General features: G+C 36.1%; 28 protein-coding genes and 1 pseudogene. 20 read left to right on the top strand and 9 right to left on the bottom strand.

Going from position 1 to position 26,284, the window contains the following annotated elements:
* Window positions 1-105 precede the first annotated feature (105 nt).
* Window positions 106-750 (top strand): YrrS family protein, encoded by a 645-nt coding sequence (locus tag EUC40_RS05205; protein ID WP_156573962.1) that lies wholly within the window; start codon window positions 106-108, stop codon window positions 748-750.
* Between the two features lie 36 nt (window positions 751-786).
* On the opposite strand, the gene EUC40_RS05210 is transcribed toward EUC40_RS05205, so the two are convergent.
* Window positions 787-1,002, bottom strand: a complete 216-nt coding sequence (locus tag EUC40_RS05210) for a YrzA family protein (protein WP_000010984.1) — start codon at window positions 1,000-1,002, stop codon at window positions 787-789.
* Between the two features lie 136 nt (window positions 1,003-1,138).
* Between EUC40_RS05210 and EUC40_RS05215 the strand changes: the two genes are divergently transcribed.
* The 13 genes from EUC40_RS05215 (at window position 1,139) to EUC40_RS05275 (ending at window position 12,992) form a co-directional block, all read left to right on the top strand.
* Window positions 1,139-1,777, top strand: coding sequence for a class I SAM-dependent DNA methyltransferase (locus EUC40_RS05215; RefSeq protein ID WP_071712932.1), 639 nt, complete (start codon window positions 1,139-1,141; stop codon window positions 1,775-1,777).
* A 14-nt stretch (window positions 1,778-1,791) separates the two neighbouring features.
* The gene (gene mtnN, locus EUC40_RS05220; protein WP_071712933.1) at window positions 1,792-2,487 is read left to right on the top strand and encodes a 5'-methylthioadenosine/S-adenosylhomocysteine nucleosidase; all 696 of its coding nucleotides are present in this window, start codon (window positions 1,792-1,794) and stop codon (window positions 2,485-2,487) included.
* Between the two features lie 82 nt (window positions 2,488-2,569).
* The gene (locus tag EUC40_RS05225) at window positions 2,570-3,493 is read left to right on the top strand and encodes an O-acetylserine dependent cystathionine beta-synthase (protein WP_001103872.1); all 924 of its coding nucleotides are present in this window, start codon (window positions 2,570-2,572) and stop codon (window positions 3,491-3,493) included.
* A gap of 3 nt (window positions 3,494-3,496) precedes the next feature.
* Window positions 3,497-4,630, top strand: coding sequence for a bifunctional cystathionine gamma-lyase/homocysteine desulfhydrase (locus EUC40_RS05230; RefSeq protein WP_071712934.1), 1,134 nt, complete (start codon window positions 3,497-3,499; stop codon window positions 4,628-4,630).
* 258 nt (window positions 4,631-4,888) lie between these two features.
* The gene (gene adhE, locus EUC40_RS05235; protein ID WP_156573964.1) at window positions 4,889-7,492 is read left to right on the top strand and encodes a bifunctional acetaldehyde-CoA/alcohol dehydrogenase; all 2,604 of its coding nucleotides are present in this window, start codon (window positions 4,889-4,891) and stop codon (window positions 7,490-7,492) included.
* A 126-nt stretch (window positions 7,493-7,618) separates the two neighbouring features.
* The gene (locus tag EUC40_RS05240; RefSeq protein ID WP_156573966.1) at window positions 7,619-7,846 is read left to right on the top strand and encodes a YrhC family protein; all 228 of its coding nucleotides are present in this window, start codon (window positions 7,619-7,621) and stop codon (window positions 7,844-7,846) included.
* Window positions 7,847-8,002: 156 nt separating this feature from the next.
* Window positions 8,003-8,950: an ABC transporter substrate-binding protein gene (locus tag EUC40_RS05245; RefSeq protein ID WP_156573969.1), complete on the top strand. Its 948-nt coding sequence runs from the start codon at window positions 8,003-8,005 to the stop codon at window positions 8,948-8,950.
* A 5-nt stretch (window positions 8,951-8,955) separates the two neighbouring features.
* The gene (locus EUC40_RS05250; RefSeq protein WP_000445958.1) at window positions 8,956-9,984 is read left to right on the top strand and encodes a FecCD family ABC transporter permease; all 1,029 of its coding nucleotides are present in this window, start codon (window positions 8,956-8,958) and stop codon (window positions 9,982-9,984) included.
* Entirely contained in the window at window positions 9,971-10,789 is an 819-nt protein-coding gene (locus EUC40_RS05255) for an ABC transporter ATP-binding protein (protein WP_156573971.1), read from the top strand. Before EUC40_RS05250 ends, EUC40_RS05255 begins: the two co-directional genes overlap by 14 nt.
* Complete coding sequence (locus EUC40_RS05260; protein ID WP_156573973.1) at window positions 10,756-11,151, top strand: ankyrin repeat domain-containing protein; 396 nt, start codon at window positions 10,756-10,758, stop codon at window positions 11,149-11,151. The genes EUC40_RS05255 and EUC40_RS05260 overlap by 34 nt, the downstream gene beginning before the upstream one ends.
* A 237-nt stretch (window positions 11,152-11,388) precedes the next feature.
* Window positions 11,389-11,967, top strand: a complete 579-nt coding sequence (locus tag EUC40_RS05265; protein ID WP_167520163.1) for a GNAT family N-acetyltransferase — start codon at window positions 11,389-11,391, stop codon at window positions 11,965-11,967.
* A gap of 68 nt (window positions 11,968-12,035) precedes the next feature.
* A complete protein-coding gene (locus tag EUC40_RS05270) occupies window positions 12,036-12,494 on the top strand; it encodes a GNAT family N-acetyltransferase (RefSeq protein ID WP_156573977.1) in 459 nt (152 codons plus the stop codon).
* 120 nt (window positions 12,495-12,614) lie between these two features.
* Window positions 12,615-12,992, top strand: coding sequence for a hotdog family protein (locus EUC40_RS05275; protein ID WP_000029174.1), 378 nt, complete (start codon window positions 12,615-12,617; stop codon window positions 12,990-12,992).
* 187 nt (window positions 12,993-13,179) lie between these two features.
* Here EUC40_RS05275 and EUC40_RS05280 read toward each other — a convergent pair whose 3' ends face one another.
* Entirely contained in the window at window positions 13,180-13,725 is a 546-nt protein-coding gene (locus EUC40_RS05280; RefSeq protein ID WP_151624805.1) for a helix-turn-helix domain-containing protein, read from the bottom strand.
* Window positions 13,726-13,881: 156 nt separating this feature from the next.
* On the opposite strand from EUC40_RS05280, the gene EUC40_RS05285 reads away from it, so the two are divergent.
* A complete protein-coding gene (locus tag EUC40_RS05285) occupies window positions 13,882-14,286 on the top strand; it encodes a DoxX family protein (protein ID WP_001071549.1) in 405 nt (134 codons plus the stop codon).
* A 21-nt stretch (window positions 14,287-14,307) separates the two neighbouring features.
* The gene (locus EUC40_RS05290) at window positions 14,308-15,165 is read left to right on the top strand and encodes a VOC family protein (RefSeq protein ID WP_071712943.1); all 858 of its coding nucleotides are present in this window, start codon (window positions 14,308-14,310) and stop codon (window positions 15,163-15,165) included.
* Between the two features lie 16 nt (window positions 15,166-15,181).
* On the opposite strand, the gene EUC40_RS05295 is transcribed toward EUC40_RS05290, so the two are convergent.
* From EUC40_RS05295 to EUC40_RS05305, 3 genes are all read right to left on the bottom strand, one after another.
* Window positions 15,182-15,496: a 4a-hydroxytetrahydrobiopterin dehydratase gene (locus tag EUC40_RS05295; protein WP_071712944.1), complete on the bottom strand. Its 315-nt coding sequence runs from the start codon at window positions 15,494-15,496 to the stop codon at window positions 15,182-15,184.
* Window positions 15,477-17,231, bottom strand: a complete 1,755-nt coding sequence (locus tag EUC40_RS05300) for an aromatic amino acid hydroxylase (protein WP_156573979.1) — start codon at window positions 17,229-17,231, stop codon at window positions 15,477-15,479. Before EUC40_RS05300 ends, EUC40_RS05295 begins: the two co-directional genes overlap by 20 nt.
* Before the next feature lie 189 nt (window positions 17,232-17,420).
* Window positions 17,421-20,174 (bottom strand): S8 family serine peptidase, encoded by a 2,754-nt coding sequence (locus EUC40_RS05305; RefSeq protein WP_156573981.1) that lies wholly within the window; start codon window positions 20,172-20,174, stop codon window positions 17,421-17,423.
* Between the two features lie 230 nt (window positions 20,175-20,404).
* On the opposite strand from EUC40_RS05305, the gene EUC40_RS05310 reads away from it, so the two are divergent.
* Window positions 20,405-21,643 (top strand): TolB family protein, encoded by a 1,239-nt coding sequence (locus EUC40_RS05310; RefSeq protein ID WP_156573983.1) that lies wholly within the window; start codon window positions 20,405-20,407, stop codon window positions 21,641-21,643.
* A 42-nt stretch (window positions 21,644-21,685) separates the two neighbouring features.
* Here the strand turns inward: EUC40_RS05310 and EUC40_RS05315 are convergent, their stop codons facing one another.
* Both EUC40_RS05315 and EUC40_RS05320 read right to left on the bottom strand, forming a co-directional pair.
* Window positions 21,686-21,808, bottom strand: a complete 123-nt coding sequence (locus tag EUC40_RS05315; protein WP_048562257.1) for a DUF4023 domain-containing protein — start codon at window positions 21,806-21,808, stop codon at window positions 21,686-21,688.
* A gap of 69 nt (window positions 21,809-21,877) precedes the next feature.
* Window positions 21,878-22,216, bottom strand: a pseudogene (locus EUC40_RS05320) (phosphoglycerate mutase).
* Between the two features lie 166 nt (window positions 22,217-22,382).
* Here EUC40_RS05320 and EUC40_RS05325 point away from each other — a divergent pair.
* The 3 genes from EUC40_RS05325 (at window position 22,383) to EUC40_RS05335 (ending at window position 24,311) form a co-directional block, all read left to right on the top strand.
* On the top strand, window positions 22,383-22,991 hold the full coding sequence (locus tag EUC40_RS05325; RefSeq protein WP_156573985.1) for a histidine phosphatase family protein: 609 nt from the start codon (window positions 22,383-22,385) through the stop codon (window positions 22,989-22,991).
* A gap of 18 nt (window positions 22,992-23,009) precedes the next feature.
* Entirely contained in the window at window positions 23,010-23,546 is a 537-nt protein-coding gene (locus tag EUC40_RS05330) for a delta-aminolevulinic acid dehydratase (protein WP_071712950.1), read from the top strand.
* Window positions 23,547-23,810: 264 nt separating this feature from the next.
* On the top strand, window positions 23,811-24,311 hold the full coding sequence (locus EUC40_RS05335; RefSeq protein WP_048550927.1) for a DoxX family protein: 501 nt from the start codon (window positions 23,811-23,813) through the stop codon (window positions 24,309-24,311).
* A 37-nt stretch (window positions 24,312-24,348) separates the two neighbouring features.
* Here EUC40_RS05335 and EUC40_RS05340 read toward each other — a convergent pair whose 3' ends face one another.
* Complete coding sequence (locus tag EUC40_RS05340) at window positions 24,349-25,233, bottom strand: alpha/beta fold hydrolase (RefSeq protein WP_071712951.1); 885 nt, start codon at window positions 25,231-25,233, stop codon at window positions 24,349-24,351.
* A 15-nt stretch (window positions 25,234-25,248) separates the two neighbouring features.
* Window positions 25,249-26,082: a GNAT family N-acetyltransferase gene (locus EUC40_RS05345; RefSeq protein ID WP_156573987.1), complete on the bottom strand. Its 834-nt coding sequence runs from the start codon at window positions 26,080-26,082 to the stop codon at window positions 25,249-25,251.
* Window positions 26,083-26,284 lie beyond the last annotated feature (202 nt).

Genomic DNA, 26,284 nt, shown 5'->3' on the forward strand with positions numbered 1-26,284 from the left:
ATAGTAAAATGTTTTCATTTCATGAAAATATTATTGTAAATGTTCAACCTTTCTAGATTTAATGTTACAATAGCAAGTATGAAAAACTGCATGGAGGTTTGAAGAATGGCAGGAGGATCTAGATTCCAACAGAAACAACAAAAACGTCGTCAAAACGGTGTTTTAAATATTGCAATTGCTATTGTGTTACTGTTAGTAGCTATTGTAGCATATCAATTGTTTGTTCCTAATACGAAAGAGCAAGCAACTTCTACTGAAAAGAAAGTATCTCAGCAAACAACAAAGAATGAGAAATCTGGAAAATCAGAAGATAAAGAAGCTACTAAGAAAAAAGAGCAAGCAGAAGCTAAACAAAAGGCTGAAGAAGAGAAGTTAAAAGCTGAAGAAGAAAAGAAACAAGCTGAAGAAGAAGCTAAATCTAATGAAAAAGTAACAGCTGAAAAAACACAGCCAAAGGCAACAGATGCTTATACGAAATCTTCTTGGAAGCCAGTAGGTACAGAGCAAGGTGCAACACCTGCGATGACGTTTAAAAAAGGTACAGCAGATTGGAATGAGATGAATCAAGCGATTTCAGCTGCAATTGATGTTCCGGTAGAGCAATTAGTTATTCATAGAATCGGAAATAACGGTAAAAATAAAGCTTACGGCAACGTACAAGATAAGCAATCAGGTAAAAAATATTATGTAAATATTGATTGGGTAGACAATGAGGGCTGGAAACCAGTACTTGTTCAAACGCTAAACTAAAAAAGAGAAGCTCCTTAGGAGCTTCTTTTTTTTTAGTTAGCGTAATTTTTTTAACTTAAAATGAACAACGGCGCTATAATACGGTCTTTTGCTTTCGGGATCCATAACCATTTGATGTGAGATATGATGAACTTCAAGCATAAGTGCTTTATTATTATCGATTTGTTCACTAATTTTTCGTTCTAAAGAAGCCAAGTCTCCCGCTTCAAAAAATTCTACTTTATCTTCTAACATTTCAAAGGTAAATGACATGAAGACGACCCCTCTCCTATGTAATCACCTATAGTGTAACAAACAAAAGAAGGAAATACCATGTGCATTTCAATTGACATTTTTAGAAAGAGGGCATATTATACTGATAAAACCGATAAGAAAAAGGGGAATTTTTATGGGTACAGAATTTAATGGTTTATTTGATGAGTGGGCTCATACGTACGACTCATTCGTACAAGGTGAAGATATACAATATAAAGAAGTTTTCGCCCGTTATGAGGACATTTTAGAGGATGTAGTTAACAAGTCATTTGGTAATGTATTAGAATTTGGTGTTGGTACTGGCAATTTAACAAATAAATTATTGCTTGCTGGTCGCACAGTTTACGGTATAGAACCGTCACGTGAAATGCGCATGATTGCTAAAGAGAAGTTGCCAAAAGAGTTTTCCATTACAGAAGGTGATTTTCTTTCGTTTGAAGTCCCAAATTCAATTGATACCATAGTAAGCACCTATGCATTTCATCATTTAACAGATGATGAAAAAAATGTAGCGGTTGCGAAGTATAGTCAATTGCTAAACAAAGGTGGTAAAATAGTGTTTGCTGATACGATATTTGCAGATCAAGATGCATATGATAAAACTGTTGAAACAGCAAAACAAAGAGGTTTTCATCAGTTAGCGAACGATTTGCAAACAGAATACTATACACGTATTCCTATCATGCAGTCTATTTTTGAAAACAATGGCTTCCATGTAACGTTTACGAGATTAAATCATTTCGTTTGGGTAATGGAGGCAACTAAGCAATAGAAAGAGGGATTAGATTGAGAATTGCTGTAATTGGAGCAATGGAAGAAGAAGTACGTATTTTACGTGACAAATTAGAACAAGCAGAAACAGAAACGGTTGCAGGTTGTGAATTTACGAAAGGACTATTAGCGGGACATGAAGTAATCTTGTTAAAGTCTGGTATTGGTAAAGTAAATGCAGCGATGTCAACGACAATTTTATTAGAAAAATATAAGCCTGAAAAAGTAATCAATACTGGTTCAGCTGGTGGATTCCATCACTCTCTAAATGTTGGAGATGTCGTTATTTCAACAGAAGTTCGTCACCATGACGTAGACGTAACAGCATTTAACTATGAGTATGGTCAAGTACCAGGAATGCCGCCTGGATTCAAGGCTGATGAGGCATTAGTTGCATTAGCTGAAAAATGCATGCAAACAGAAGAAAATATTCAAGTTGTAAAAGGTATGATTGCAACAGGCGATTCATTTATGAGTGATCCGAACCGTGTTGCAGCCATTCGTGATAAATTTGAAGATCTTTATGCAGTAGAAATGGAAGCAGCAGCTGTTGCACAAGTATGCCACCAATATGAAGTTCCGTTTGTTATCATTCGTGCACTTTCTGATATTGCTGGTAAAGAATCCAATGTTTCATTTGATCAATTTTTAGATCAAGCAGCTCTTCATTCTACAAACTTTATCGTAAAAGTACTAGAAGAGTTAAAGTAATGTAACAAAAAGGCAACTGTCTCATATAAAGAAAATACATACAGTTGCCTTTTCTTTATTGGCAAATAAGGGGGAGAACACGATGAATGTATATCGTGGAGTTCATGAATTAATTGGTCATACACCAATTGTAGAAATTACTCGCTTTTCACTTCCTGAAGGGGTCCGTTTATTTGCAAAGCTTGAATTTTATAACCCAGGCGGAAGCGTTAAGGATCGTTTAGGAAGAGAATTAATCGAAGATGCGCTAGAAAAAGGGCTTGTTACCCAGGGCGGAACAATTATTGAACCGACAGCTGGAAATACTGGTATTGGACTGGCACTCGCAGCGTTACAACATGATTTACGCGTCATTGTTTGTGTACCAGAGAAATTTAGTATCGAAAAACAAGAATTGATGAAAGCACTAGGCGCAACGGTTGTGCATACACCGACTGAGCAAGGAATGACGGGTGCAATTGCAAAAGCAAAAGAATTAGTAAATGAAATACCGAATTCATACTCTCCAAGTCAGTTTGCGAATGAAGCAAACCCTCGTGCTTATTTCAAAACACTAGGTCCTGAACTTTGGTCGGCACTTAACGGAGAGATTAACATATTTGTTGCAGGAGCAGGAACTGGTGGTACATTCATGGGGACTGCATCTTATTTGAAAGAAAAAAATGTAGATATAAAAACCGTTATTGTGGAACCAGAAGGATCCATTTTAAATGGTGGTAAAGCTGGTTCTCATGAAACAGAAGGGATTGGCCTTGAATTCATTCCGCCATTTTTGAAAACATCTTATTTTGATGCAATTCATACAATCTCTGATCGAAATGCATTTTTACGAGTGAAGGAATTAGCGCAAAAAGAAGGACTGCTTGTTGGAAGCTCTTCAGGAGCAGCATTTCATGCGAGTTTACTTGAAGCAGAGAAAGCAGCGCCAGGTACAAATATTGTAACGATTTTTCCTGACAGTAGTGAGCGCTATTTAAGTAAAGACATATACAAAGGATGGGAATAAAAAATGAGAGCAAAGACAAAGTTAATTCATGGTATTCGCATAGGAGAACCTTCAACTGGATCTGTAAATGTACCGATTTATCAAACGAGTACGTACAAACAAGAAGCAGTTGGTAAGCATCAAGGATATGAATATTCACGTACAGGCAACCCAACACGTGCAGCTTTAGAAGAAATGATTGCTGTATTAGAAAACGGTCATGCTGGTTTTGCATTTGGTTCAGGAATGGCTGCTATTACAGCTACAATTATGTTGTTCTCAAAAGGTGACCACGTTATTTTAACAGATGATGTGTATGGTGGAACGTACCGCGTTATCACGAAAGTATTAAACCGCTTCGGTATTGAGCATACATTTGTAGATACAACAAACTTAGAGGAAGTTGCAGAAGCAATTCGTCCAAATACGAAAGCGGTTTATGTGGAAACACCAACGAACCCATTACTGAAAATTACTGATATTAAAAAAATATCTACTCTTGCGAAAGAGAACGATTTATTAACAATTATTGATAATACATTCATGACGCCATATTGGCAGTCGCCGATTTCTTTAGGAGCAGACATTGTACTTCACAGTGCAACAAAATATTTAGGAGGTCATAGTGACGTAGTTGCAGGTCTAGTAGTTGTAAATAGCCCGCAATTAGCAGAAGACCTTCACTTTGTACAAAACTCAACAGGAGGCATTCTTGGCCCGCAAGATAGCTTCTTACTACTACGTGGTTTAAAAACATTAGGAATTCGTATGGAAGAACATGAAACGAATTCACGCGCAATTGCTGAGTTTTTAAATAACCATCCAAAAGTAAATAAAGTATATTATCCAGGTCTTGAGTCACATCAAAACCATGGCTTAGCAACAGAACAAGCAAATGGATTTGGTGCCATTATCTCATTTGATGTAGATAGCGAAGAAACTTTAAATAAAGTACTTGAGAAATTACAATACTTTACACTGGCTGAAAGTTTAGGAGCAGTGGAAAGTTTAATTTCTATCCCATCTCAAATGACACATGCATCAATCCCAGCAGATCGTCGCAAAGAATTAGGTATTACAGATACATTAATTCGAATTTCTGTCGGTATTGAAGACGGCGAAGATTTAATTGAAGATTTAGCACAAGCGTTAGCATAAAAAAAATGCACTGCTAATATAGAGCAGTGCATTTTTTGAATTATTTTGTGAAAAATTTCACAAAATAGACATACACAAATGAAATGATTTCATGTATATTGAATTCATGAAGTGTTACTCACGAACAAACTTGTGAAAAGTTTCACAAACAATGAAGTTCATGTAGGAAAGCAACTCTATTTTTTTTGCGCTAATCGGGACTAATTATGACCTATAGGGTCTTATTTAGTCCAGGATAGCAGAATAGGAGGAATTTACATGGTAGTCAAAGAGAAAGTTGTAAATGAAATGCAGGAAGTAAAAGAGATGATTGATACGTTAGTGAATAACGGTCGGAAGGCTTTACAAGCATTAGAAAGTTTTACACAAGAGCAAATTGACAACATTGTTCATGAAATGGCATTAGCAGGTGTTGATCAACATATGCCACTTGCGAAGTTGGCTGTTGAAGAAACAGGTCGTGGTGTATACGAAGATAAATGCATTAAAAATATTTTTGCTACTGAATATATTTGGCATAGCATAAAGAAAGATAAAACAGTAGGGATTATTCACGAAGATCCTCATGAAGAAATAATAGAAATTGCGGAGCCCGTCGGTGTAGTAGCTGGGGTAACGCCAGTAACGAATCCAACATCGACAACAATGTTTAAAGCATTAATCGCGATAAAAACGAGAAATCCAATTATTTTCGCATTTCATCCTTCAGCACAAAACTGTTCTATTGCAGCGGCGAAAACAGTATATAATGCAGCGGTGAAGGCAGGGGCACCAAAACATTGTATTCAGTGGATTGAGAAACCTTCTGTCGAAGCAACAAAACAATTAATGAATCATGAAGGTGTTGCGCTTGTTTTGGCAACTGGAGGGGCTGGTATGGTGAAATCAGCATATTCTACTGGAAAACCAGCGCTAGGTGTAGGTCCTGGTAATGTACCATGTTATATAGAGAAATCAGCACATATAAAACGAGCTGTTAATGATTTAATTTTATCGAAAACATTTGATAACGGTATGATTTGTGCATCGGAACAAGCGATCATTGTCGATAAAGAAATCTATGATAGTGTGAAAGCAGAAATGATGGAGAACAGTTGTTACTTTGTAACAGAAGAAGAGAGAGAAAAATTAGAAAAACTTGTTATTAATGAAAATACATGTGCAGTAAATAGTGATATTGTTGGGAAATCGGCACAGTATATTGCTGAATTAGTAGGAATTACTGTACCTGCAGATACAAAAATGCTTGTAGCTGAAATACGAGGCATCGGAGCTGCGTATCCACTATCTCGTGAGAAGCTGAGCCCAGTATTAGCTTGTGTAAAAGCAAACTCATTAGAAGAAGGATTTACATATTGCGAAGAAATGTTGAATCTTGGTGGATTAGGCCATTCAGCAGTCATTCATTCGGCAAACAAAGAAGTGCAAAAACAATTTGGATTACGTATGAAAGCTTGCCGTCTTATTGTAAATGCACCTTCATCACAAGGTGGAATAGGGGATATATATAATGGATTTATTCCATCACTTACGCTTGGCTGTGGTTCCTACGGTAAAAACTCAGTTTCTCAAAACGTAACAGCGACGCATTTATTAAATATAAAAAGGTTGGCAAATAGAAAAAAGAATATGCAGTGGTTCAAATTACCACCAAAAATTTATTTTGAAAAACATGCGACAGCATATTTAGCAAATATGCCTAACATTTCACGTGCATTTATTGTAACGGATCCAGGAATGGTTGAGCACGGATATGTAGATACAGTCGCGCACTATTTACGTAAACATGCAAACGATGTGAAAGTTGAAGTTTTCTTTGAGGTCGAGCCAGATCCATCAGATGAAACTGTGTTTAAAGGTGCGGAAATGATGAGAAGTTTTCAGCCAGATGTAATTATCGCGCTTGGTGGTGGTTCAGCTATGGATGCAGCAAAAGGTATGTGGCTATTCTATGAGCATCCTGAAACAACATTTTATGGCATTAAACAGAAGTTTTTAGATATAAGAAAACGTACATGTAAATATCCGGGATTAGGAAGTAAGGCGCAGTTTGTTGCCATTCCAACAACATCTGGAACAGGATCAGAAGTGACACCATTTGCGGTTATTACAGATAAGAAAAATAATATAAAGTATCCACTCGCGGATTATGAGTTAACACCAGATGTAGCAATTGTTGACCCGCAATTTGTAATGACAGTACCACCTCATGTAACAGCAGACACTGGGATGGACGTATTAACGCATGCAATCGAGGCGTATGTGTCTGTTCTGGCAAATGACTATACAGATGGATTAGCATTAAAGGCAATTGATCTCGTATTTAAATATTTACCGAGAGCATATAAAGATGGAAATGATGAAGAAGCACGAGAAAAAATGCATAATGCTTCCGCAATCGCAGGGATGGCATTTGCAAATGCTTTCCTTGGTATTAATCACAGTTTAGCACATAAAATTGGACCGGAATTCCATATTCCACACGGACGTGCAAATGCCATTCTTATGCCGCACGTAGTCCGGTATAACGCTATTAAGCCAAGAAAACACGCATTGTTCCCAAAATATGAGCACTTTGTAGCGGATGAACGATATGCTCATATTGCGAGAATGCTGGGGCTTCCAGCAAGCTCAGCGGCAGAAGGTGTGGAATCACTCGTTCAAGCAATTATTGTACTTGGAAAAAGCTTGAATATTAATATGAGTATTGCAGGACAAGGGGTTGATAAAGCGCAATTTGAAGGTGCTGTTGGAGTATTAGCAGAAAGAGCTTTTGAAGATCAATGTACAACTGCGAACCCAAAATTACCGCTCATTTCAGAACTAAGAGAAATTTATATGGAAGCATATAAAGGTGTGTAATAGATATGAAAGAGTCGCAATGAAGCGACTCTTTTTCTTTTGGAAAACATCTCCCTCACTGGCTGTATTTACTTGTCTTTAAGTTTAATAGAATATGATACAGTGAAATGGAGGAGTGAGAATATAATGAAAGAATTACAAGACAAAATAGAAGATTACACAAGGTTTGGACAAATCCTTCTCGCTGTAAGTACATTGTTAATGGTTGGCTTATTGATTCCAAATGGAGCAAAAGAAACCATACAATTTTTCGTTATGATGGGGAGCATCGTTATATTTTTAAGTTCATCATTCTTTTTCTTTCAGCGTGTGAAAGTGATGCGAGACGAGTTAGAGGGAAACGAATGTGAATAATATTGATAAATAGAGCGTTACAAAAAGAAGGAATCTTTTTGTAACGCTTTTTGTTTTTTCTAGAAACTGTATGCGTTTTATATTGACAATGATAATCCTTATCAATTAAAGTATAATAGTAGTTAATGATTATCATTATCAATTAGAGGTGAAAGAATGAAAAAATCTATTGCGCTATTCACAGCGATTTTATCTATTTTTTTCTTATTAATAGGTTGCAGTGCAAAAGGAGACGAAAAATCATCTGCAACAAAAACAGAAAAAGGAAAAGAGAAAATCGAAGTTACCGACCTGTCAGGAAGAAAGGTAACATTCGATAAAGTACCAGAGAGTTTTGCAACATTAAGTATGGGAGATATGGATATTATTCATGCTTTAGGCGGAAAAATAGTAGGTCGTCCGGATGCAAAAATAACTCTTCCAGAGGATATAAAGAAAGTACAAGTAATCGGGAATGCACATCAGCCGAATTTTGAGCAAATTGCTAGTTTAAAGCCTGACGTACTTATTGCTAACAATGGGTTCCAAAAGAATGTTCCAACGGTTGAAGGACAAGGAACGAAAGTAATGATTTCTTCTGCGAATTCTGTACAAGATATTCAAAAGAATATTGAATTATACGGAACGATAATGAAGAAAGAAGATAAATCAAAAGAACTTAACCAAAAAATTAATGATCAAATGAAGAAATATGAGAAAAGGAGCGATGTGAAAGCATTGCTAGTGTATGGAGCACCAGGTACTTATTTAGCAGCATTACCAACATCTTTATCAGGTGATATTTTAGAAAAAACAGGCGGAAAAAATATTGCTGCTGATTTTCCAGAAATGAAGGAATATCCGCAATATGCGCAGCTAAGTGTAGAACGCATTATTGAGGCGAATCCTGATGTAATTTATTTAATTACACATGGGGATCCAAATAGTGTGAAAAAAGCATTCGAAGGCGAAATGATGAAAAATGAGGCGTGGAAAAATTTAGACGCAGTAAAACAAAATCGTGTAGTTATTTTGCCACCTGATTTATTTGGATCTAATCCTGGAACAAAAGTTACAGAAGCGATGGAATTTATGTATAAAAGTATACAAGATGTAAGGAAATGATAAGTATGGAAAGCAGTGAAGTAGTAAGGGAAAAGGAACATCCTTTTGCGAAAAAAAGATGGATCATAGCAGTTACTTTAGTTGTATTAACGATTTTAGGTCTTTTTTACGGCCTTTTCGCAGGAAGTTTATCCTTCTCTTTACGAGATATTCTGGTAGGGATGCAAGATGAAAGTTCGACAGTTCATCGAATTGTATGGGACCTTCGTATACCGAGAGTGCTCGTTGGATTTATAGTAGGAACATGTTTAGCGGCATCCGGTGCATTATTGCAAGGGGTTATGAGAAATCCTCTTGCAGACCCTGGTATTATAGGGGTTTCATCTGGAGCTGGTCTTGTAGCAATTGTAATTATGATTCTATTTCCACAGCATATGGCCTTTTTACCGCTAGGAGCATTTTTAGGAGCTTTCATCACAGCGATGATTATTTATGCTTTATCATGGCAAAAAGGGGCACCGCCTTCAAGAATTGTCTTAGTAGGTGTGTCAATTAATGCATTAATTGGTGCAGCAACGTCAGCGTTAATGTTATTACATAGTGACAAAGTACAATCCGTGTTACCGTGGTTAGCGGGTGGCATTGGTGGCGTGAGCTGGGCACATTTAAACATGATTATTTATTATGCAATATTCGCTATTATATTGGCCTTCTTTGGTATTAAACATATTCGGGTATTAATGCTTGGAGATGAAATGGCGAAATTATTAGGTTATAACGTGGAAAGAAGTCGGTTTTATTTAATAGTAGTAAGTACATTATTAGCTGGAATTGCGGTTAGTGTTTCTGGACTTATTGGATTTGTCGGCCTTGTTGTACCGCATATGCTACGTTTATTAGTCGGAAATGATTATAGATATTTGCTACCATTGTCATGTCTTGGTGGTGGGATATTACTTGTTTTCGCAGATGCGATAGCTCGAAGTTGGTTCGATCCAATCGAATTGCCTGTTGGTATTTTATTATCTTTCTTGGGCGGTCCGTTCTTCTTATATTTAATTCATAGAGGAGGCAAACAACGTGATTTCCGTTGAAAAAGTATTTTACGCACATTCCGAAAGATTTCAAATGCAAAATATGAATGTACATATTAAAGCTGGTGAAATCGTTAGTTTAATTGGACCGAATGGATCGGGGAAATCTACTTTGCTTCGTTTAATGGCAAGACTACTTAAACAAAGCGAAGGGGATATCATTTTAGATGGAAAAAGTATTCATACGATGAAAAGTGCCGATGTAGCGAAGCAATTAGCGATGTTACCACAAATGCATGATCATCAATTAGATTTAACAGTGAAAGAACTAATTGAATTCGGAAGAGGTCCCCATAAATCATGGAGTAGCCGCTTAAATAAAGAAGATGAAGAAATTGTTGATTGGGCATTGTCTGTTACAAATCTTGAAGGGTATGAATATCGCCTTTTACAATCTTTATCGGGAGGAGAAAGACAACGTGCCTGGATTGCAATGACGCTAGCACAACGTACAAATGTCTTATTATTGGATGAGCCAACAACCTTTTTAGATATCGTTCATCAGTTAGAAGTAATGGAACTTGTGAAACGATTAAATGAGGAGTTTGGGATGACAATTGTAATGGTTTTACATGATATTAACCAAGCGGCTCAATATAGCGATCGCTTACTCGTATTAAAGCGAGGAAAACTTCAGTATGACGGTGTACCAGAAGAAGTACTATGTCATGAAATGTTTCAACGTGTATTTGGCATAGATGTAGATATTTTTCAAGGAAGCGACAAGCCATTTTTCACACCGAAACGAATCTCTAAAAAAGGAGGAGTAAGATGCGAATCGAAGAACGTATTACCACTGAGTTAGTAAGGGAATTTGTTATGGCAGCCCACGGAGATTTAGAGAAAGTACAAGAATTGTTGGTTGAATCGCCAAGCTTACTGCATGCCGCTTACAATTGGGGCGGATCAGATTGGGAAAGTGCGTTAGGAGCAGCGGCACATGTAGGTCGTAAAGATATTGCTCTTTATTTACTAGAAAAGGGTGCTCGAATGGATATTTTTGCAGCAGCTATGCTGGGAGAATTAGAAGTTGTACAAGCTATTTTAGTAGCACAACCAGAAGCATTACGTGCATCTGGTCCACATGGTATTTCCCTTCTTCAGCATGCACGAATGGGTGGAGAAAAAGCACAGCGTGTATTTGATTACTTAACAGTGCTCTCTTAATGACCACAAAAGTTCTTATGTGCGGTAAACTTTTCACTTTCATATAATTGGAAAGTTTACCGCCCGTTAGAACGGGATAAGTATCTAGTGTATTTGAAAATCCTACCCCCCCCTCAATTGTAGTTTTCTTTATGCTAGTTATGATATGGATGCAGTAGATAATATTTGTCTACTGCTTTTTTTATTTTTCTTAAAGAATGAATATTCTGCACTTTGCGGCTGATTCATTTATAATAAATAGTAACATTTAGTATACATGCAAAATATGATCGTGTAATAAAGAACATAACGTTGGGAAGGAGTTTAAAAATGTTCCATACAGATCGCTTACAATTTCGTAAATATACAATGGATGATTTGCAGTTCTATGCTTCACTATGGGGGAATGAAAAGGTAATGCGCTATATTGGAAATGGGGCGTTAAAAACGTATACGCAATGTAAAAAAAGTTTGGAGGAGTGGGTGATTCCTAGTTATAAAAGTGGTCTCGGTTTATTCGTACTGATTGAAAAGGAAACAGGAATACGAATTGGTCATGCAGGGTTAGTAAAGCAGAATATAGATGGAAAAGAGGAAATTGAAATTGGGTATTGGTTACTTCCGCAGTATTGGGGAAAAGGATATGCGAAAGAAGCAGCGGCAGCATTTCGAGATTATGGTTTCCAAGCATTGCGAATAAATAGATTAATTTCTCTTATTAACCCGAACCATCCTGCTTCAATATTTGTTGCTAGAAAAACAGGGCTTAGTTATGAAAAAACAACTTCATTTCATGGGATGGATGTTCTCGTCTATTCCATTAAGCGGGTTGGATGAAAAAATATTTTTTAAAAGGTAAATTGCATCTTTTGAAGAATGGTATATAAAAATAAAGGGGGGATTAAATGTACATTTATCACAATGGATTGATTATTCGTGAGGGGACGAGTGGTGTACCAGCATATGCAATTAAAGCTTTGTTTGAAGATGCTGGTTGGAGCAATCATAATATCCCTTCTTGGCAAATTGAGAAATTCACGATAGCATTTGAAAATTCAACATGGGCTTTTACAATTTGGGATGAAGAAGAGATGATTGCTATGGTTAGAGTCATTTCTGATCAAATTATGGTCGCGAACATAGTAGATTTAGTTGTAAAGTGTGAGTATAGAGGAAAGGGATTAGGTAAGAAGCTTGTAGCTCTTTGCTTGCAAAAACTTCCTCACGGTGATTGGTTCGCACATACATCTGCGAATAATTTTGATTTTTATAGAAGTTGTGGTTTTGAGGTGAGAGAGTTATCAAGAAATGGAACATGTGCGTACTATGGATATCAAGGTGCAAAAAAAGACGGTCATCGATAAATGAGTGGAATGTAAAAAAATACAGTCGAGTAATACTAATTTTTTCATAATAGAAAATGAATTGAGACTCATTTTATGATAAAATGAAAGAAAATTCTGTTTATTATTAGGGGGATAAAAATGAGTATAACAGTTGGGGATGTATTTAAATATGAAAGAAGATTTACCGAGGAAGAAGTATTCGAGTTTGCAAATATTACAGGTGATAAAGGTAGGCATCATATGGAATATGATGAGAATGGACGATTAATGGTACATGGTTTATTGACTGCTAGCATTGGGACGAAAGTAGGCGAAGAGTTACATTACATAGCAAGAGAATTAGTAAGTGAGTTTATTAGACCAGTTTTTACAGGAGATACAATCACTTGTGAATTAACTTTAACAAGTATTGAACAAATGGAAGGATATAAAAAAGTTTCAATTGAGTCAGTATATCGCAATCAACATGAAAAGACTGTGCTAGTTGGGACAAGCTACGGGATAATACGAGAATAAAAAAGAAGCCTGTTTGAAGCAGGCTTCTTTTTTATCCCGCTTTAACAGGCAGTAAGACCCCCACCTCAAATCAGCGAAAGCAAAGAGGTAGGTGGGGGTCTTACTGCCTGTAAAAGTCCGATTGGTTCAACTAATAATCAGTGGGGGATGAATAAAACCCCCACTGATTAAAGTTTCACTTTATTGTTTAGTAAACGCGTTTTCGGTTTTCTGCATGACTAGAGATAAGTAATAATGCAGATTCTTCCCCTATATTACGAACAATATGAGGAACACATGCATTCCAGGAGAAAGAATCCCCTTCTTCTACAATTGCAATGTCTTCTCCATGTTGAACTTCTAGTTTTCCGCGTAATACAAGATGACACTCTTCTCCTTCATGAGCATTCGGTGAGTTTTCTTTCGGAAATCCAGCAGGAATTTCTACGAGATTTAGGCGAAGTCCACCTTGCTCTGCAACATGTTCAATTCTTTGTTCATCTTTTCCGTATACACTGTATTTACGCTCGACCTTTTTGACAACTTTCAATCGATCTTTTTGTTCTAACAATAAATAGGGAAGAGGAACGTTTAAAAAATTGGAGATTGTTTCTAAAGTTGAGATAGATGGTGATGTTTTATTATTTTCAACCTGACTCATAAATCCTTTAGAAAGACCTGTTCCTTCACAAATTTGTGCGATTGTTATGCCTCTACGTTGACGAATTTCACGTATTGCAGAACCAATATTCATAAAATCAAGCTCCTTTTTGTAAACAACTATTTGTATCATAGCAAAAAAAATATATTTTTTCCCAGTGAAAATGAATTGACGAATAAAAAAATTTAGTGTATGTTTTGTAATGTAAATAAAAGTTTTGTATAAGAAAACTATAAAGGAGAGAAAGAAATGAATCAACATATCGGTAACTTAATTATTCGTATCGTGTTAGGGGTAACGTTCTTTATGCACGGTTTAACAAAATTCCAATCGGGGATTGACAATATTGCAGGATGGTTCACAAGCATTGGTTTACCAGGAGGACTTGCATACGGTGTAGCAACAGCGGAATTAGTTGGTGGTCTATTGTTAATTCTAGGTTTAGGTGTAAGATATATTGGATTATTATTTGCACTTGTTATGGTTGGAGCGATTGTAAAAGTAAAATGGTCAGCTGGTTTATTAGGAGATGGAAAAAATCCTGGCTTCGAATTAGAACTTGCATTACTAGCAATGGGTGCGTACTTATTTGTTGCGAAAGCTGATGGTTTTGTAGATAATTTCTTAAAAGAGAAAATGTCAAAGAAGAACTAAATTAAATGGGGGGCTAACAAGATGAGTTTTCAACTTCATCCCGACACAACACTTGATGTTGTTCATTTATATGTATCAAATATAAAGAAATCACTAGAGTTTTATACAGAGGTACTAAGCATGAAAGTGCTAAAAGAAGAGGAAGCAGTCGTTACATTTGGGAATGAAAATGATGAACCACTCCTTATCATTGAAGAAAAGAAAGAAGCTTTTCCGAAACAAAGAGGAAGAACAGGGTTATATCATTACGCAATTTTATTACCAAATAGACAAGATTTAGCGAACATTCTCCGTCACCTTGTAGAGATGGTATATCCACTGCACGGTGGAGCCGATCATTACTTTAGTGAAGCTCTTTATTTAGCTGATCCAGATGGGAATGGGATTGAAATTTATCATGATCGTCAAAAAGAAGTTTGGCGTGATGAGAATGGAGAGCTACCATTTGTTAGTAACCCGTTAGCTGGTGAAGAATTATTACAGCAAGGAAGTGTATGGAATGGGTTCCCAGCTGGTACTGTGATGGGTCATATTCATTTACATGTGGCTGACTTAGAAGAAGCAAAACGTTTCTATGTGGATGGTCTTGGCTTTGAAGTGACGATCCCAGCTCGTAATGGAGCGCTGTTCGTATCGGCAGGTGGTTATCATCACCATATCGGTTTAAATACGTGGCAAGGTGAAGGGATACTACCGCAAATGCCAAATTCTGTTGGCTTGAAATATTTCACAATTGTATTAGCGGATGAAAAACAAAAAGAGCAAGTATGTGAAAGCTTAAAAAATATTGGCAAAATTGCTACGTACAAAGATGGAATATTACAAGCCCAGGATCCATTTGGACATTGTATCCATTTCAAAATTAAAGGAGAAGCCTAAAAAAGGCTTCTCTTTTTTACTTTCTTATAATTGCTTTTTCATTTTGAACAAATAGTTCATCAAATTGTTTTGCAAGCTCAAAATCTAGTTTCGTTAAACCTTTCGCATTCCAAGACGACAAAGTAATAATAACTGCTTTATACTGGATAAGGATAAAGGGGTGATGATTATGTTCTTCTGATAGTTTGGCAGCTTCAGAGACAAATTCGACTCCTTTTAAGTAATCGGAAAACATATATTTTCGTTCAATCCATTTCTCATCTTTTATCATCCATTTATCTAACTTCAATAATTCCTCTTGAACTTGTTCTTCAGTTAATCGTAGCATCATTTTTCACATCCTTTACCTTCAGTAACGCAAGCCCATTGTTAATAAGACGTGTTACAGCTTCGTCCGTTGTGAAAGTAGACAGTTGTTGTAATAATGCTGCTGATGTTTCGTGACCTTTGTTATGCTCTAAAAGTAATTCTAATGTTTCAAGGCGAAGTAACCATTCTTTCGGATAAAATGTATTTAATACCTCTTGAATTGCTATTAATTGATCGACATGGGTATCGTGTAAAATCCCTTCATTACGAATATCGCGAACTGTTTGATACAGACGATCTAGTTCAGTTAATGTAAGAGGTACTGGAGTTTCTTCTATTTCTTCATCCATTGGGAAAAACGATGCTGCATCTGCTGCACCTGGGAATACAGAAGTGATTGTTGAACCAACCGCCATATCAAATGCTCCCCATGAAGCGTCAAATAACAAACGATCTTGATGAGTAACTGTACAATCTGTAAATGAGATAAGAGCAATCTTATTATCATTCTTTACAATATCTGTTATTGTTCCTGTTACATGAATACCACTTGCGAAAGTAAGCTCTGCACTATTTCCAATTGTAATGCCTAGTAGTTGTAATTGTTCTGCTGTGCAATCTTCTAATGCAATATCTCCAGCTAATAATCCGACTGGTGTTCCGAATCCATCGCTATGCACGGAGGTAGAATGATTTGCTACCTGTTTATTATGAATTGCTAATGCGGTTGGAGAGCTTGTTCTCATGTAAATGATTTCACCAATATCATTTTTAATCGTCTCTGTAAATGTACCTGTAATTTGTAATCCACTACTTAGTTCAGCTGTTGCATGGTTTTCAGAGCGAATTGCTTTTTCTAGTCCTACTGTACCACCTGTTTTAAAGGCCATTGTTTCAGAGAATTTCTCAAGTGCTTCTGTTAGTTCTTCAAACGATTCACATACAAATAGTTGTGGTTGCATTTTTGTTACGTCATAAGTTGTTCCTGTACAAGCTTCAATGGAAAAAGGAACTTTTTCTACAGGGTCCGTTAAGCAATGTTTACTTTCGCCAACAGAAGAAAGGAGGCCAGCCCCATATATTTTTGGAGCGTCTATATTTCCAATTAATCCATATTCTACTGTCCACCAGAAAAGGCGTGAAATTTGCTCCGCTTCTGATAAGCCAGAAACTAATTTTTGTTTTTCGATTACCATATTTTCAGCAGCTTCAACTTCTTCAGGAGTAGAAGTAGGGCTTTCTTTTACAATCGTTAATGTACGAACGGCTTCAAATGCGTCATGCTCTTCTTTTGTAGAGAAAGCTTTTGCACCAATTTGTCCAAAGCGTTTTACATATTGTGCATATGTAGGGTCAAGTAGAATTGGTGCGTGTCCTGCAGCTTCATGAACGATATCAGGAGCCGGTGTATACTCGATATTTTCTATTTTGCGAATATCTGTTGCAATTGGTAATAATCCGTGACCTTGAAAATCAAAGAATGCTACGCCGGGAATGAGTCCGTCAATCGTTACAGCTCCCCAACCACTTGGTGCTAAACATTCATTCATTTCTTCTACCTTTGGAATCGCATCTATATTAATACCAGATGATTGCAGTCCATTCACATAGGATGGGTGAGCAACGTCTTTTAAGAAACTATGATTTTGTCTCATAATGTAACGCCAAACAGCGTGATTCACCGGTGTGTATTGATCGTAATGTTGCGTGGATACGAATGGTTTTAAATGTGATGGAATTTCTGTTTTCTTTGTCATTTAGACATCCTCCTTTTTTTCTATAAAATTGAATATCTGATTTGTATAGCTCGTACTAACCCCTTTTAAAATTGTAAGCGCTTATAATTTTATCATAAAATTCTGAATTATATAATATTTGTTTGCGTGAGAAATAGAAAAAGCCCCTATCGGAACATCCGGTAGGGGCGGAAGAATCGGGGTAATACCTTATTTCACTTCTAAATCAACATTTAACTTAGATGTATTTCCAGCTGCATCAGTTGCTACAATATGAATTGTATTCTTTCCTTCTTGTAATTGACTACGATCGAAATAAATGCTGTAATTTTTTTCCCAAGGATTTAAGAATGCACTTTCCCATACACCATTTCCGTTAATTTCATATTGCATGCTCACTGGAATACCAGGTGCTACCCAACCAGATTCTGTCATCCAATCTAGTAGGATATCCTCCACTTTTCCTGTGATTACAAGGTTTTCTTTGTCAACTTCGTATGTTAACTTAGGTGCAGTTCTATCAAGAAATACAGCAGCTGTTTGTTTTGTTTCCCCACCAGAATTAGAAGCAACTGCTTCAATTTGGTATAGACCGTCAGCTAACGGAGTACCATCTGCTTTTGTACCATTCCATTTGAAAGGTTTGTATCCAGCTGTTTCATTTTTAGCTTGATGGATAATCCCTTGGTATGTTACACGTTCTTTTGTAACTAAATTTGCATGCAATGTTACATCATCCACAGGTGCAACTAAATAGTAGTTGATGAGATTATCGTCTAATATTTGGTCACCATTTGGACTAAACGTAGAATTAATAATTTCGAGTCCATCTATACGTTTGTAATCTTTAGGATCGATACTAAATGTAAATGGAATGCGAGTTTCTTCCTTCTTACCTTGTTCTTTTACATACACATTCCCAGTATATACACCTTGGGGCAATGAGCTATCGACAGTGATAGTAAATGGTTTTTCGGTACTACTATTCGGCTGTATGCTAATCGATGAAGGTACAGAAGTTTTTACTTTTGTTTTTGTATTTGCATCTAGCAATTCCACACGAGTTGAAAAACTTTTCTTTTTACTAGATAGATTTTGTAATGTAATATTTTGCGTCAGTTTTACTTTGCCACTATTTGGCTTAATAAGACCGAAGCTGACATTGTTAGGTTTGATTAATACATCTGTTTGAGCTGCTTTCGGGATGTTAATTAGACCAGATCCTTGCGTCATAACAGGATATGTATTTTCATTCACATCTTTTAAGGTTTTTGCGGTATTGGCAAGGGATGCTTTTAATTGCTCTGTCGTCCAATCAGGATGCATTTGACGCAAGAGTGCAACCGCTCCAGCTACTTGAGGCGCAGCCATACTTGTCCCATTATGAGATTCATAGCCGCCTCTCGGTACGGTACTTGTAATTTGTACGCCAGGTGCAACGATATCTGGTTTTATAAGCCAACTTCCTTGTGAAGGTCCTCTGGAACTAAAGTTACCAATTAATTCAGTTGGAACTGGTTGTCCAATTTTTATATTTTTCTTACGCTTTGTAATTAAGTTTTTCAACTCTTCGCCATTTGCATTTGATAATTGCATAACTGGAAGGGCTAGGTTTTCACGTACGAAGTACTCAGGCATAATATTGATTTCTTTTTCATTAGAAATTAATAGTACACCAAGTGCACCAGCTTGCTTCGCTTGTTCTGCTTTTACTAGCGTACTAGAAGTTCCTTGTAGGACAAGGGCGAATTTTCCTTTTACATCTTGTTTTGCATAATCACTTGGCGAACCATATCCAACATATACAAGAGGCGAATCATTTCCTATTGGGAAATCAGATTTTGATAATGGTAACCCTTGATATGTTTTGCTAGAACCGGCTACTTGGAATGTTGGGAACGGGATAGAAACAGTAGATGCTCCAACTGATATAACACTACTTGCATTACCGGGTGCATCAACAGACCAAGGATGTGGTCCATCATTTCCATTTGAAACAACTGCAGTAACTCCAAGCTTTGCCGCACGCTCAAGCGTTAATGTTACAGGCTGATCAGGTGTATTTAAACTTTGTCCAATAGATAAATTTAAAACGTCAGCACCGTCTTGGATTGCTCGTTCAATACCTTGAATAATATCTTCTGTTGTACCAGTCCCACCATCATTCATTACGCGGTAAGCTAGAATAGAAGCATTTGGAGCAACGCCTTTAATTTTTCCGTTACCAGCAATAATTCCAGCTACATGAGTACCATGTACGTTACCATCCATCGGATCGTTATCTTCATCGACTGTGTCATATCCACCAATATAATTTGCTTTTAAGTCAGGATGCGTATAGTCTACACCAGAATCGATAATAGCCACTTTCATTCCTTTTCCATCAAGTGGTTTGCCAGATGGATCTTTTAAATTCCAAGCTTCAGGCGCACCAATTGTCGGTCCACCGATATTTGGTGCTTCTTCGTTAGTAGCACTTTTTGATGTTTCATGTAGTTTATATGTTAAGTTCGGATAGACTGCTTTTACTTCAGGTAAAGAAGCGAGAGCGGTAATTTGATCTCCAGGAACTGAAATAGAGAATCCAGAAAATAACGTATTATAAACTTCTTTAATTTTTGCACCAGGTGCTTTTTCTTTTATTTTCTTAGTCGTATCTTCTTGTGCTTTTTTTAGCTCAGCATGATAAGACTGCGCGTTACTATTTTGTAAATCTGGAGCATGCTGAATATTACCTTGTGCTGCGAGAGGTGCATGTTGCAATTCTACAATGACTGAAATTTCTTTTGCTGTTTTTGTTTCAACACTTTGAGCAATTTTATTTTCGCCCCACTGCTCAATTGTTGTTTTAAGTTGTGGACTAAATTGCTTCTCCTTTTGCAGTGATTCAGCATGGGCGCTTAAAGCTCCAAAACTTGAAAAAACGAGCGCCATACTTAATAGTGTAGATGTAGTTTTTTTCATTGAAACTCCCCCTAGTAAAAAAAGTGCCAATATTCCGAAAAGTCATCTTACAAATTTATTTCAAATTACATAATCGGATGTTAGCTAAACTATATTTTCGACATAATTCATACCAATCCTCTTTGAATTAAAAATTTCTTGGGAAATTTTTTCTGATTATGTCGAATGGTGATTTTTTACATATTGTAGATGAGAAGTGAGGAATGCTATGAGGGAAATGGAGGGGTGTTATGAAAAGGTTCATAGTAAGTGGTGGTGCAGTATTACTCATGTTTTTATGTTTAATCACTATTGTTAGCGCAGAAAATAATGAAGCGAAAATTGCTTTTATTCGTCATCATGACCTGTGGATTAAAGTGGATGGAAAAGAAAAACAACTTACAAAAGGAGAGTACATAACAGGGCCAAAGTGGTCACATGATGGAGAATGGATTGCCTATGCTAAAGGAAAGAAGCAAAACACATTGGAATTGTACCGACTGGAAGATGGAAAGAAAGTTAGGCCATTGCAATCTGAAGTATCAAATTATCAATGGTCACCGAAAGAGAATGTAATCGCATTTGTATTTGCGAATACACTAAATACATTTGACGTCCAAAAAAAGAATACTGATTTTGAAAATGTATCAGCTGGTGTAGGTGATTATGCATGGTATCCTGATGGGGAAAAGTTTCTTGTATCCTCTGAAGCATATTTACTTCCAACAGGATGGACGGGAGCTCAGTTATATGAAGTACAAAAAGATGCCCATATGAATCCGCATAAAATGAAACATTTATATGCATTACCAAATGCACATGATGATTTTTTAGCGCTAGTTGCAAGTGGATTTAAGTGGTCACCAGATCAAAAGTGGATCTCATTTTTAGCGGTACCGACAGCTTCATGGTCAGCTGATAGTAATACGCTTTGCTTAGTTCGTGCAGATGGCAGCCGATTTGAAAAAGTAGATCAAATGTTATTAAACACACAATGGTTCCAATGGGCACCATCAAAGAATATATTAGCCTATATTGAGGGAAGCGGGAGAGTGGCGTTAGAGAATAAACATTTAAAATTAAAAGAATTACCAGCACTTCAGCAGAGCATATTTACACCGAAAGGATTTGTCGATTGGGATTTCACATGGAAGAATGATCAAGTTATTGTCGTTTCAAGAGCAAAAGAGGCAGGGATAGAAACTCCGCCAGAAAAAAGGCCGCTACCATCTTTATATGAGGTCGATAGTACAAGCGATATACAACAACGAATCACAAAGCCACCTCATAAGCTAGGTGATTATCATCCGATTTTTATGAAGAAGAGCAATCAATTAATATGGATACGTTCTGACCGTAAAAAAGCTGACATATGGATAGCTCATAGCGATGGAAAACATGAAAAGAAGTGGATTGAAAATATAGATGTGCCAGAGTGGTACTATGAGAGATGGAATTGGGAAAATGTTATCTCGGTGAAAGAAGAATAAAAAACCTGCCTAAAAGATAATTTTAGGCAGGTTTTTTTATTGTTATTTATTTGTTTTATTTGGCTTTTTTTTCGCTGGGTTCCCGTTCCCTTGACGTTTTCTATTTTGTTCATCTTTTGCTTGTTTTTCATGCAGTGTATCTAAAAAATCATTCGAGTTACTCATTTTTATATCGCTCCTTTCATTTTGTCCTAATTACTATAACCATTTAGGAGGATAATCATGAGATAAAAGTTAAGCACTTAATTTTCTTCGATAATATATATAAAATATGCCATACGTAATAAATAGCATAAATAAAATTTGTAACTCTACATTTTCTTTTAAAATAGTTGCGACAGAAGATGGTAAGTAAGGTGATGTATTGTTTGTTCCTACACCTAACCATTTGTTTAAGAGGTTAATGATACAAAACATAAAGACACCAGATCAGCTTGCAATAATTGCTTTCTGCTTAATTTTTGTTTCCCGTTCATCATCTGTAATCCAAGGATTAGCAGCTTTATCACTACTGAAAAATCCGTTTATATATCCCCATATAATCGTTCCAATTAAGATGGTTAGCCATTTCATATTTGTGATTCCCTTCTCTCTTGTAAAAAGTATTTTACATATAAAAATTGTAATATTTTCCAACATGTTATGTCAAATGTTTTTTACACACTGGTTTTTTATATAGCAGGAATAATGGATGAAATAGGGAAGGAATTATGTTGAAAGATTTCATAGAGAGAGGAGGATGGGTATGAAACTCGTCTTTGTTCGGCACGGTGAAGGAGAACACACAAAGGACTTGCCGTCAAGTTTACAAGTGTTGAATCCCACATTAACGGAGGAGGGAAGGAATCAGGCTAAATTACTTCAATGCAATGTGCCATTGCAAGAAACGGATATATTAGTTGCTAGTCCTACCATTAGAACTTTACAAACGGCGACAATATGGAGTGAGAAAGTAGCTTGTCCAAAAATCGTCCATCCATATGTATCCCCGCGTATTTTTCCTTATCGAGAAGGGGCGAGAACATTACCATGTGATCGTATAGTAAATCAGGAAATGATAACAAAGTTATTTCCGCATTTTTCGATAGAGAAAAGCGCAAATAAGCAGTTGTGGATGGAAGGTATAAATATTATTTCAGAGAATCGTTTTCAGCAAATAGTAGAGGAATTTCTTATTTGGTGTTATGAGCTACGAGCTGAAAGGATTTGCATTGTATCTCACGACGGGACAATTACAGCGTATAGGCAATATTTACAGAAAGTCGTTTTAACTAGATCTGATTTTTTGAAAGAAACGGATATATATGAAATGGATGTACCTCTTAAAAGTCTGATTGAGGAGATCTAATTATAGGATGGAGGGTGTATGTTGAATGTTGCATTAGTAGTTGGATTTAATTCTGATTTAGAGGCGCAATCAATCCGAGCATCCCTTGAATATTTCGGGGCAAGAGTTGTAACATATTGGATTGGTAGACCGAAAGAATTTATCGATATTCTTTCTGGAAAGGGTTTATATAATGATATTAATTATGTTGTCTTTTGCTTTCATGGTGAGGAAGGAAAGTTTGTCATGGAAGAGTTAGGTGAAGATATATATGAACAAGATGAAACGAGGGGATACTTTGGTGCAGCCGAAATTTATAAATATGCAAAATTGCATAATACACATATTGTAAATAGTGGGTGTACGTTAGGGGAGCAAAAACTAGCAGAATCTTTTTTACGTAGTGGAGCGAAATCGTATATTGGATCGATAGATTATGTAGATGCGAATGCAGCACTTATGTTTACAATACGCTTATTTTACGGGGTTATTAACCATAAAAAAACGTTAGAAGAAGTATTTCAAGAAGCGAGTTTAATTGATAAGGAGACACGTACATTTCGATTCTATAAGTAGTGTGAAACACATTTGTTCTATATTCGAATAAATGTGTTTCACATTTAACTCACACTTTTTTTACATTTTTTTCAATGAAAATGATTATCAATTATGGTATGATATGTTCAAGTTTTTACAGGTAATAAAAGTTACTATATAAACGTTAGTTTGTAATATTTCATACGTATGTCACGAATTATTCATAATTAACGTTTGTAAAATAAGTAACTAATGTTATTATATTAACTGTAACTAACTTAATTACAACTTTAGGAGGAAGATATGGTTATTCAATTTTTAAGAGAAAACAAAGCAGTTTCTTTTGTGCTAGCAGTAATCCGAGTGTATCTTGGTTACACATGGTTAATGGCTGGAATTGGTAAACTACAAGGAAAAGGATTCGATGCAACGGGTTATTTACAAGGTGCAATTGAAAAATCTAAAGGAGCACAACCGGCTGTTCAATCCTGGTGGGCATCATTTCTACAAGATTTTGCAATTCCAAATGTCGATCTATTTAATACACTTGTAACGTGGGGAGAAATTTTAGTCGGAATCGGTTTAATTGTGGGCTGTTTAACAAAAACAGCGGTCTTTTTTGGCCTTGTAATGAACTTTTCCTATATGTTTAGTGGGTCAATTGGTGTGAACCCTGAAATGGTTATCTTATCTATGTTCGTTCTTGTTTCTGGTATGAATGCTGGAAAACTTGGACTTGACGGCTTTGTTATCCCAAAAGTTTTAGGATCAAAAACTCAAAAACGCCAAAAGCAAGCTGCTTAATATATGAAAACGGGTATCTCAAAATGAGATGCCCGTTTTATTTTTCAGTTATTATAGGATTTTTGTCGAAGAAATCTTTCACATACCCTACAAACTCCTGTGGTTCCTGACGAAATGGAGCATGATAACCTTTTTCGATAATATGGAAAGTACTATTTTTTAAGAATTGATGATATGTTTCTCCTTCTTTCCAAGAAACGCTACTATCATTCCTTCCCCATATAATTAAGGTTGGTTGTTTCATTTCATTTGCATTGATTTGAAGACGTCTAGGCCATAATTTCATTTTATTGTAATGCTCTTCATCATTACGTTTAAATTTCACTTTGCTCTCATCATAATCTGCAACATCAGAAACAGTATTTAAATCAGTTGATAATTGTGGCTTAGGAGACCCTTGTTTATTAACGAATGTATGAGGCCCGCCTGTAGCATCAGTTAAGATAAGGTGGGTAACTGCTTCAGGGTATAAATATGTTAAATTAAGAGAAATTTCTCCGCCCATTGAATGCCCCAGTATTGCGAATGAATCATAACCTAGTTTTTTCATTAATTTATAATACAAATTCGCATGAGTGGGGAAAGAATAATAAAAATCCATCGGCTTAGATGAGCGTCCGAATCCTAAAGCATCTACAGAAATAATTGTATGATCTTTTGCTAAGTCTGAGTAAATTTTTTGAAAACCATTTGACGATCCTCCAAATCCATGGATCATAAGTAAAGGTGGTTTTTCATTACCGATCTTTTTGAAGTAAATGGTTTGACCATCTATTTCTACCATTTTTTCCTCGGTAGCTAGTTTTGCTGTAAGTGTATTTTTAACTTGTTTTACTTGTTCTACTGGCTTTTCTGCTGCACTACATCCTACTAATAGTGTAAGAGTAAGACAACCTACCATAAAATAGCTAAATCGCTTCAATTAGGTGTCCCCTTTCTAACATAATGCTGTATCTATCATAGCAAATAGCATCTCACGATTTCCAGGAAGTTGGCTACCATTTTTTATCATAAGAGGTGAAAGGAGCGTTTCTTGGAAATTTTCTGTTTGAAGAAATTTGCGGAATGAAAATTGTGAATGTGGGACATCAATCCTTACTGTGCCATTCCAACATTCACATATGTTTTGTAGTAATTGAATAGCATCTTCTTCTCGTTTGGCGATAAGTGGATTGATACATAATATATTACCTTTTTGTATGCATAAGGAAAAAGCTTCTATACAGTTATGTCTTTCAATTTTAAAAGAGTGGCTCGTTCTTGGTAATAGTAATGAATAAAGTAAAGAACGATCGGCACCGGTTGTAATTTGATCGAGAGAAATAAGCGATATAAGGTCTTTCTCTTTTACTTGTTGTGTATGAGTGATATGTGTCTTAGTAGTTTGTTTTTCAAAACGATGAATCGTCGTTACTGTTTGAAATCCGCATGATGTATAAAGAGGCTCGCCAGCTTTTGTTGCAATCAGTGCAATTGGTTGTTTTGGGTGAGTGTGTTCTAAGCAGTGATTAAGCAAAATACGTCCGATGCCTCGGCCTTGAAAATTAGGATGGACGATTAACATACCAATAGTAGAAAAACTATTTTTAAAAGGAAATACTCCTCCAGCTGCAATCAGTTTATTTTCATACATATAACCGATAAATGTGCCGAGAGAAAGATACATTTCGAATTGTTTTTTCATAAATGCTTTATCTTGTAACCATCCAATAGCTTTGCAAAGGTCGAGTAAATCAAAAATAAAAGTTTCATCTAGCTTTATTATTTTCATAAATGTTCACCACATTTCTATTAATTTTCATAAAAGTAGATTAAAAATGTTAAATAAGAGATTTACGTTAAATGAAATCCAACTTGTTTATATTTTGATTGTAAAGGGGAAGATGGTTGGTATGAACAGACAAAGTTATACAAATTATAACTGATATTTACATAAGTTAACAAAAAATTTACATATAACTAATTTTCTCTTA

This window comes from Bacillus luti, from assembly GCF_009739945.1.
In the GTDB taxonomy this organism is placed as follows: domain Bacteria; phylum Bacillota; class Bacilli; order Bacillales; family Bacillaceae_G; genus Bacillus_A; species Bacillus_A luti.

Bases quoted from the DNA above. Each gene is read 5' to 3' on its own strand.
- EUC40_RS05205 (WP_156573962.1), top strand. From the start codon at position 106: ATGGCAGGAGGATCTAGATTCCAACAGAAACAACAAAAACGTCGTCAA.
- EUC40_RS05210 (WP_000010984.1), bottom strand. From the start codon at position 1,002: ATGTCATTTACCTTTGAAATGTTAGAAGATAAAGTAGAATTTTTTGAA.
- EUC40_RS05215 (WP_071712932.1), top strand. From the start codon at position 1,139: ATGGGTACAGAATTTAATGGTTTATTTGATGAGTGGGCTCATACGTAC.
- EUC40_RS05225 (WP_001103872.1), top strand. From the start codon at position 2,570: ATGAATGTATATCGTGGAGTTCATGAATTAATTGGTCATACACCAATT.
- EUC40_RS05230 (WP_071712934.1), top strand. From the start codon at position 3,497: ATGAGAGCAAAGACAAAGTTAATTCATGGTATTCGCATAGGAGAACCT.
- adhE (WP_156573964.1), top strand. From the start codon at position 4,889: ATGGTAGTCAAAGAGAAAGTTGTAAATGAAATGCAGGAAGTAAAAGAG.
- EUC40_RS05240 (WP_156573966.1), top strand. From the start codon at position 7,619: ATGAAAGAATTACAAGACAAAATAGAAGATTACACAAGGTTTGGACAA.
- EUC40_RS05245 (WP_156573969.1), top strand. From the start codon at position 8,003: ATGAAAAAATCTATTGCGCTATTCACAGCGATTTTATCTATTTTTTTC.
- EUC40_RS05250 (WP_000445958.1), top strand. From the start codon at position 8,956: ATGGAAAGCAGTGAAGTAGTAAGGGAAAAGGAACATCCTTTTGCGAAA.
- EUC40_RS05260 (WP_156573973.1), top strand. From the start codon at position 10,756: ATGCGAATCGAAGAACGTATTACCACTGAGTTAGTAAGGGAATTTGTT.
- EUC40_RS05270 (WP_156573977.1), top strand. From the start codon at position 12,036: ATGTACATTTATCACAATGGATTGATTATTCGTGAGGGGACGAGTGGT.
- EUC40_RS05275 (WP_000029174.1), top strand. From the start codon at position 12,615: ATGAGTATAACAGTTGGGGATGTATTTAAATATGAAAGAAGATTTACC.
- EUC40_RS05280 (WP_151624805.1), bottom strand. From the start codon at position 13,725: ATGAATATTGGTTCTGCAATACGTGAAATTCGTCAACGTAGAGGCATA.
- EUC40_RS05285 (WP_001071549.1), top strand. From the start codon at position 13,882: ATGAATCAACATATCGGTAACTTAATTATTCGTATCGTGTTAGGGGTA.
- EUC40_RS05290 (WP_071712943.1), top strand. From the start codon at position 14,308: ATGAGTTTTCAACTTCATCCCGACACAACACTTGATGTTGTTCATTTA.
- EUC40_RS05295 (WP_071712944.1), bottom strand. From the start codon at position 15,496: ATGATGCTACGATTAACTGAAGAACAAGTTCAAGAGGAATTATTGAAG.
- EUC40_RS05300 (WP_156573979.1), bottom strand. From the start codon at position 17,231: ATGACAAAGAAAACAGAAATTCCATCACATTTAAAACCATTCGTATCC.
- EUC40_RS05305 (WP_156573981.1), bottom strand. From the start codon at position 20,174: ATGAAAAAAACTACATCTACACTATTAAGTATGGCGCTCGTTTTTTCA.
- EUC40_RS05310 (WP_156573983.1), top strand. From the start codon at position 20,405: ATGAAAAGGTTCATAGTAAGTGGTGGTGCAGTATTACTCATGTTTTTA.
- EUC40_RS05315 (WP_048562257.1), bottom strand. From the start codon at position 21,808: ATGAGTAACTCGAATGATTTTTTAGATACACTGCATGAAAAACAAGCA.
- EUC40_RS05325 (WP_156573985.1), top strand. From the start codon at position 22,383: ATGGGTATGAAACTCGTCTTTGTTCGGCACGGTGAAGGAGAACACACA.
- EUC40_RS05330 (WP_071712950.1), top strand. From the start codon at position 23,010: ATGTTGAATGTTGCATTAGTAGTTGGATTTAATTCTGATTTAGAGGCG.
- EUC40_RS05335 (WP_048550927.1), top strand. From the start codon at position 23,811: ATGGTTATTCAATTTTTAAGAGAAAACAAAGCAGTTTCTTTTGTGCTA.
- EUC40_RS05345 (WP_156573987.1), bottom strand. From the start codon at position 26,082: ATGAAAATAATAAAGCTAGATGAAACTTTTATTTTTGATTTACTCGAC.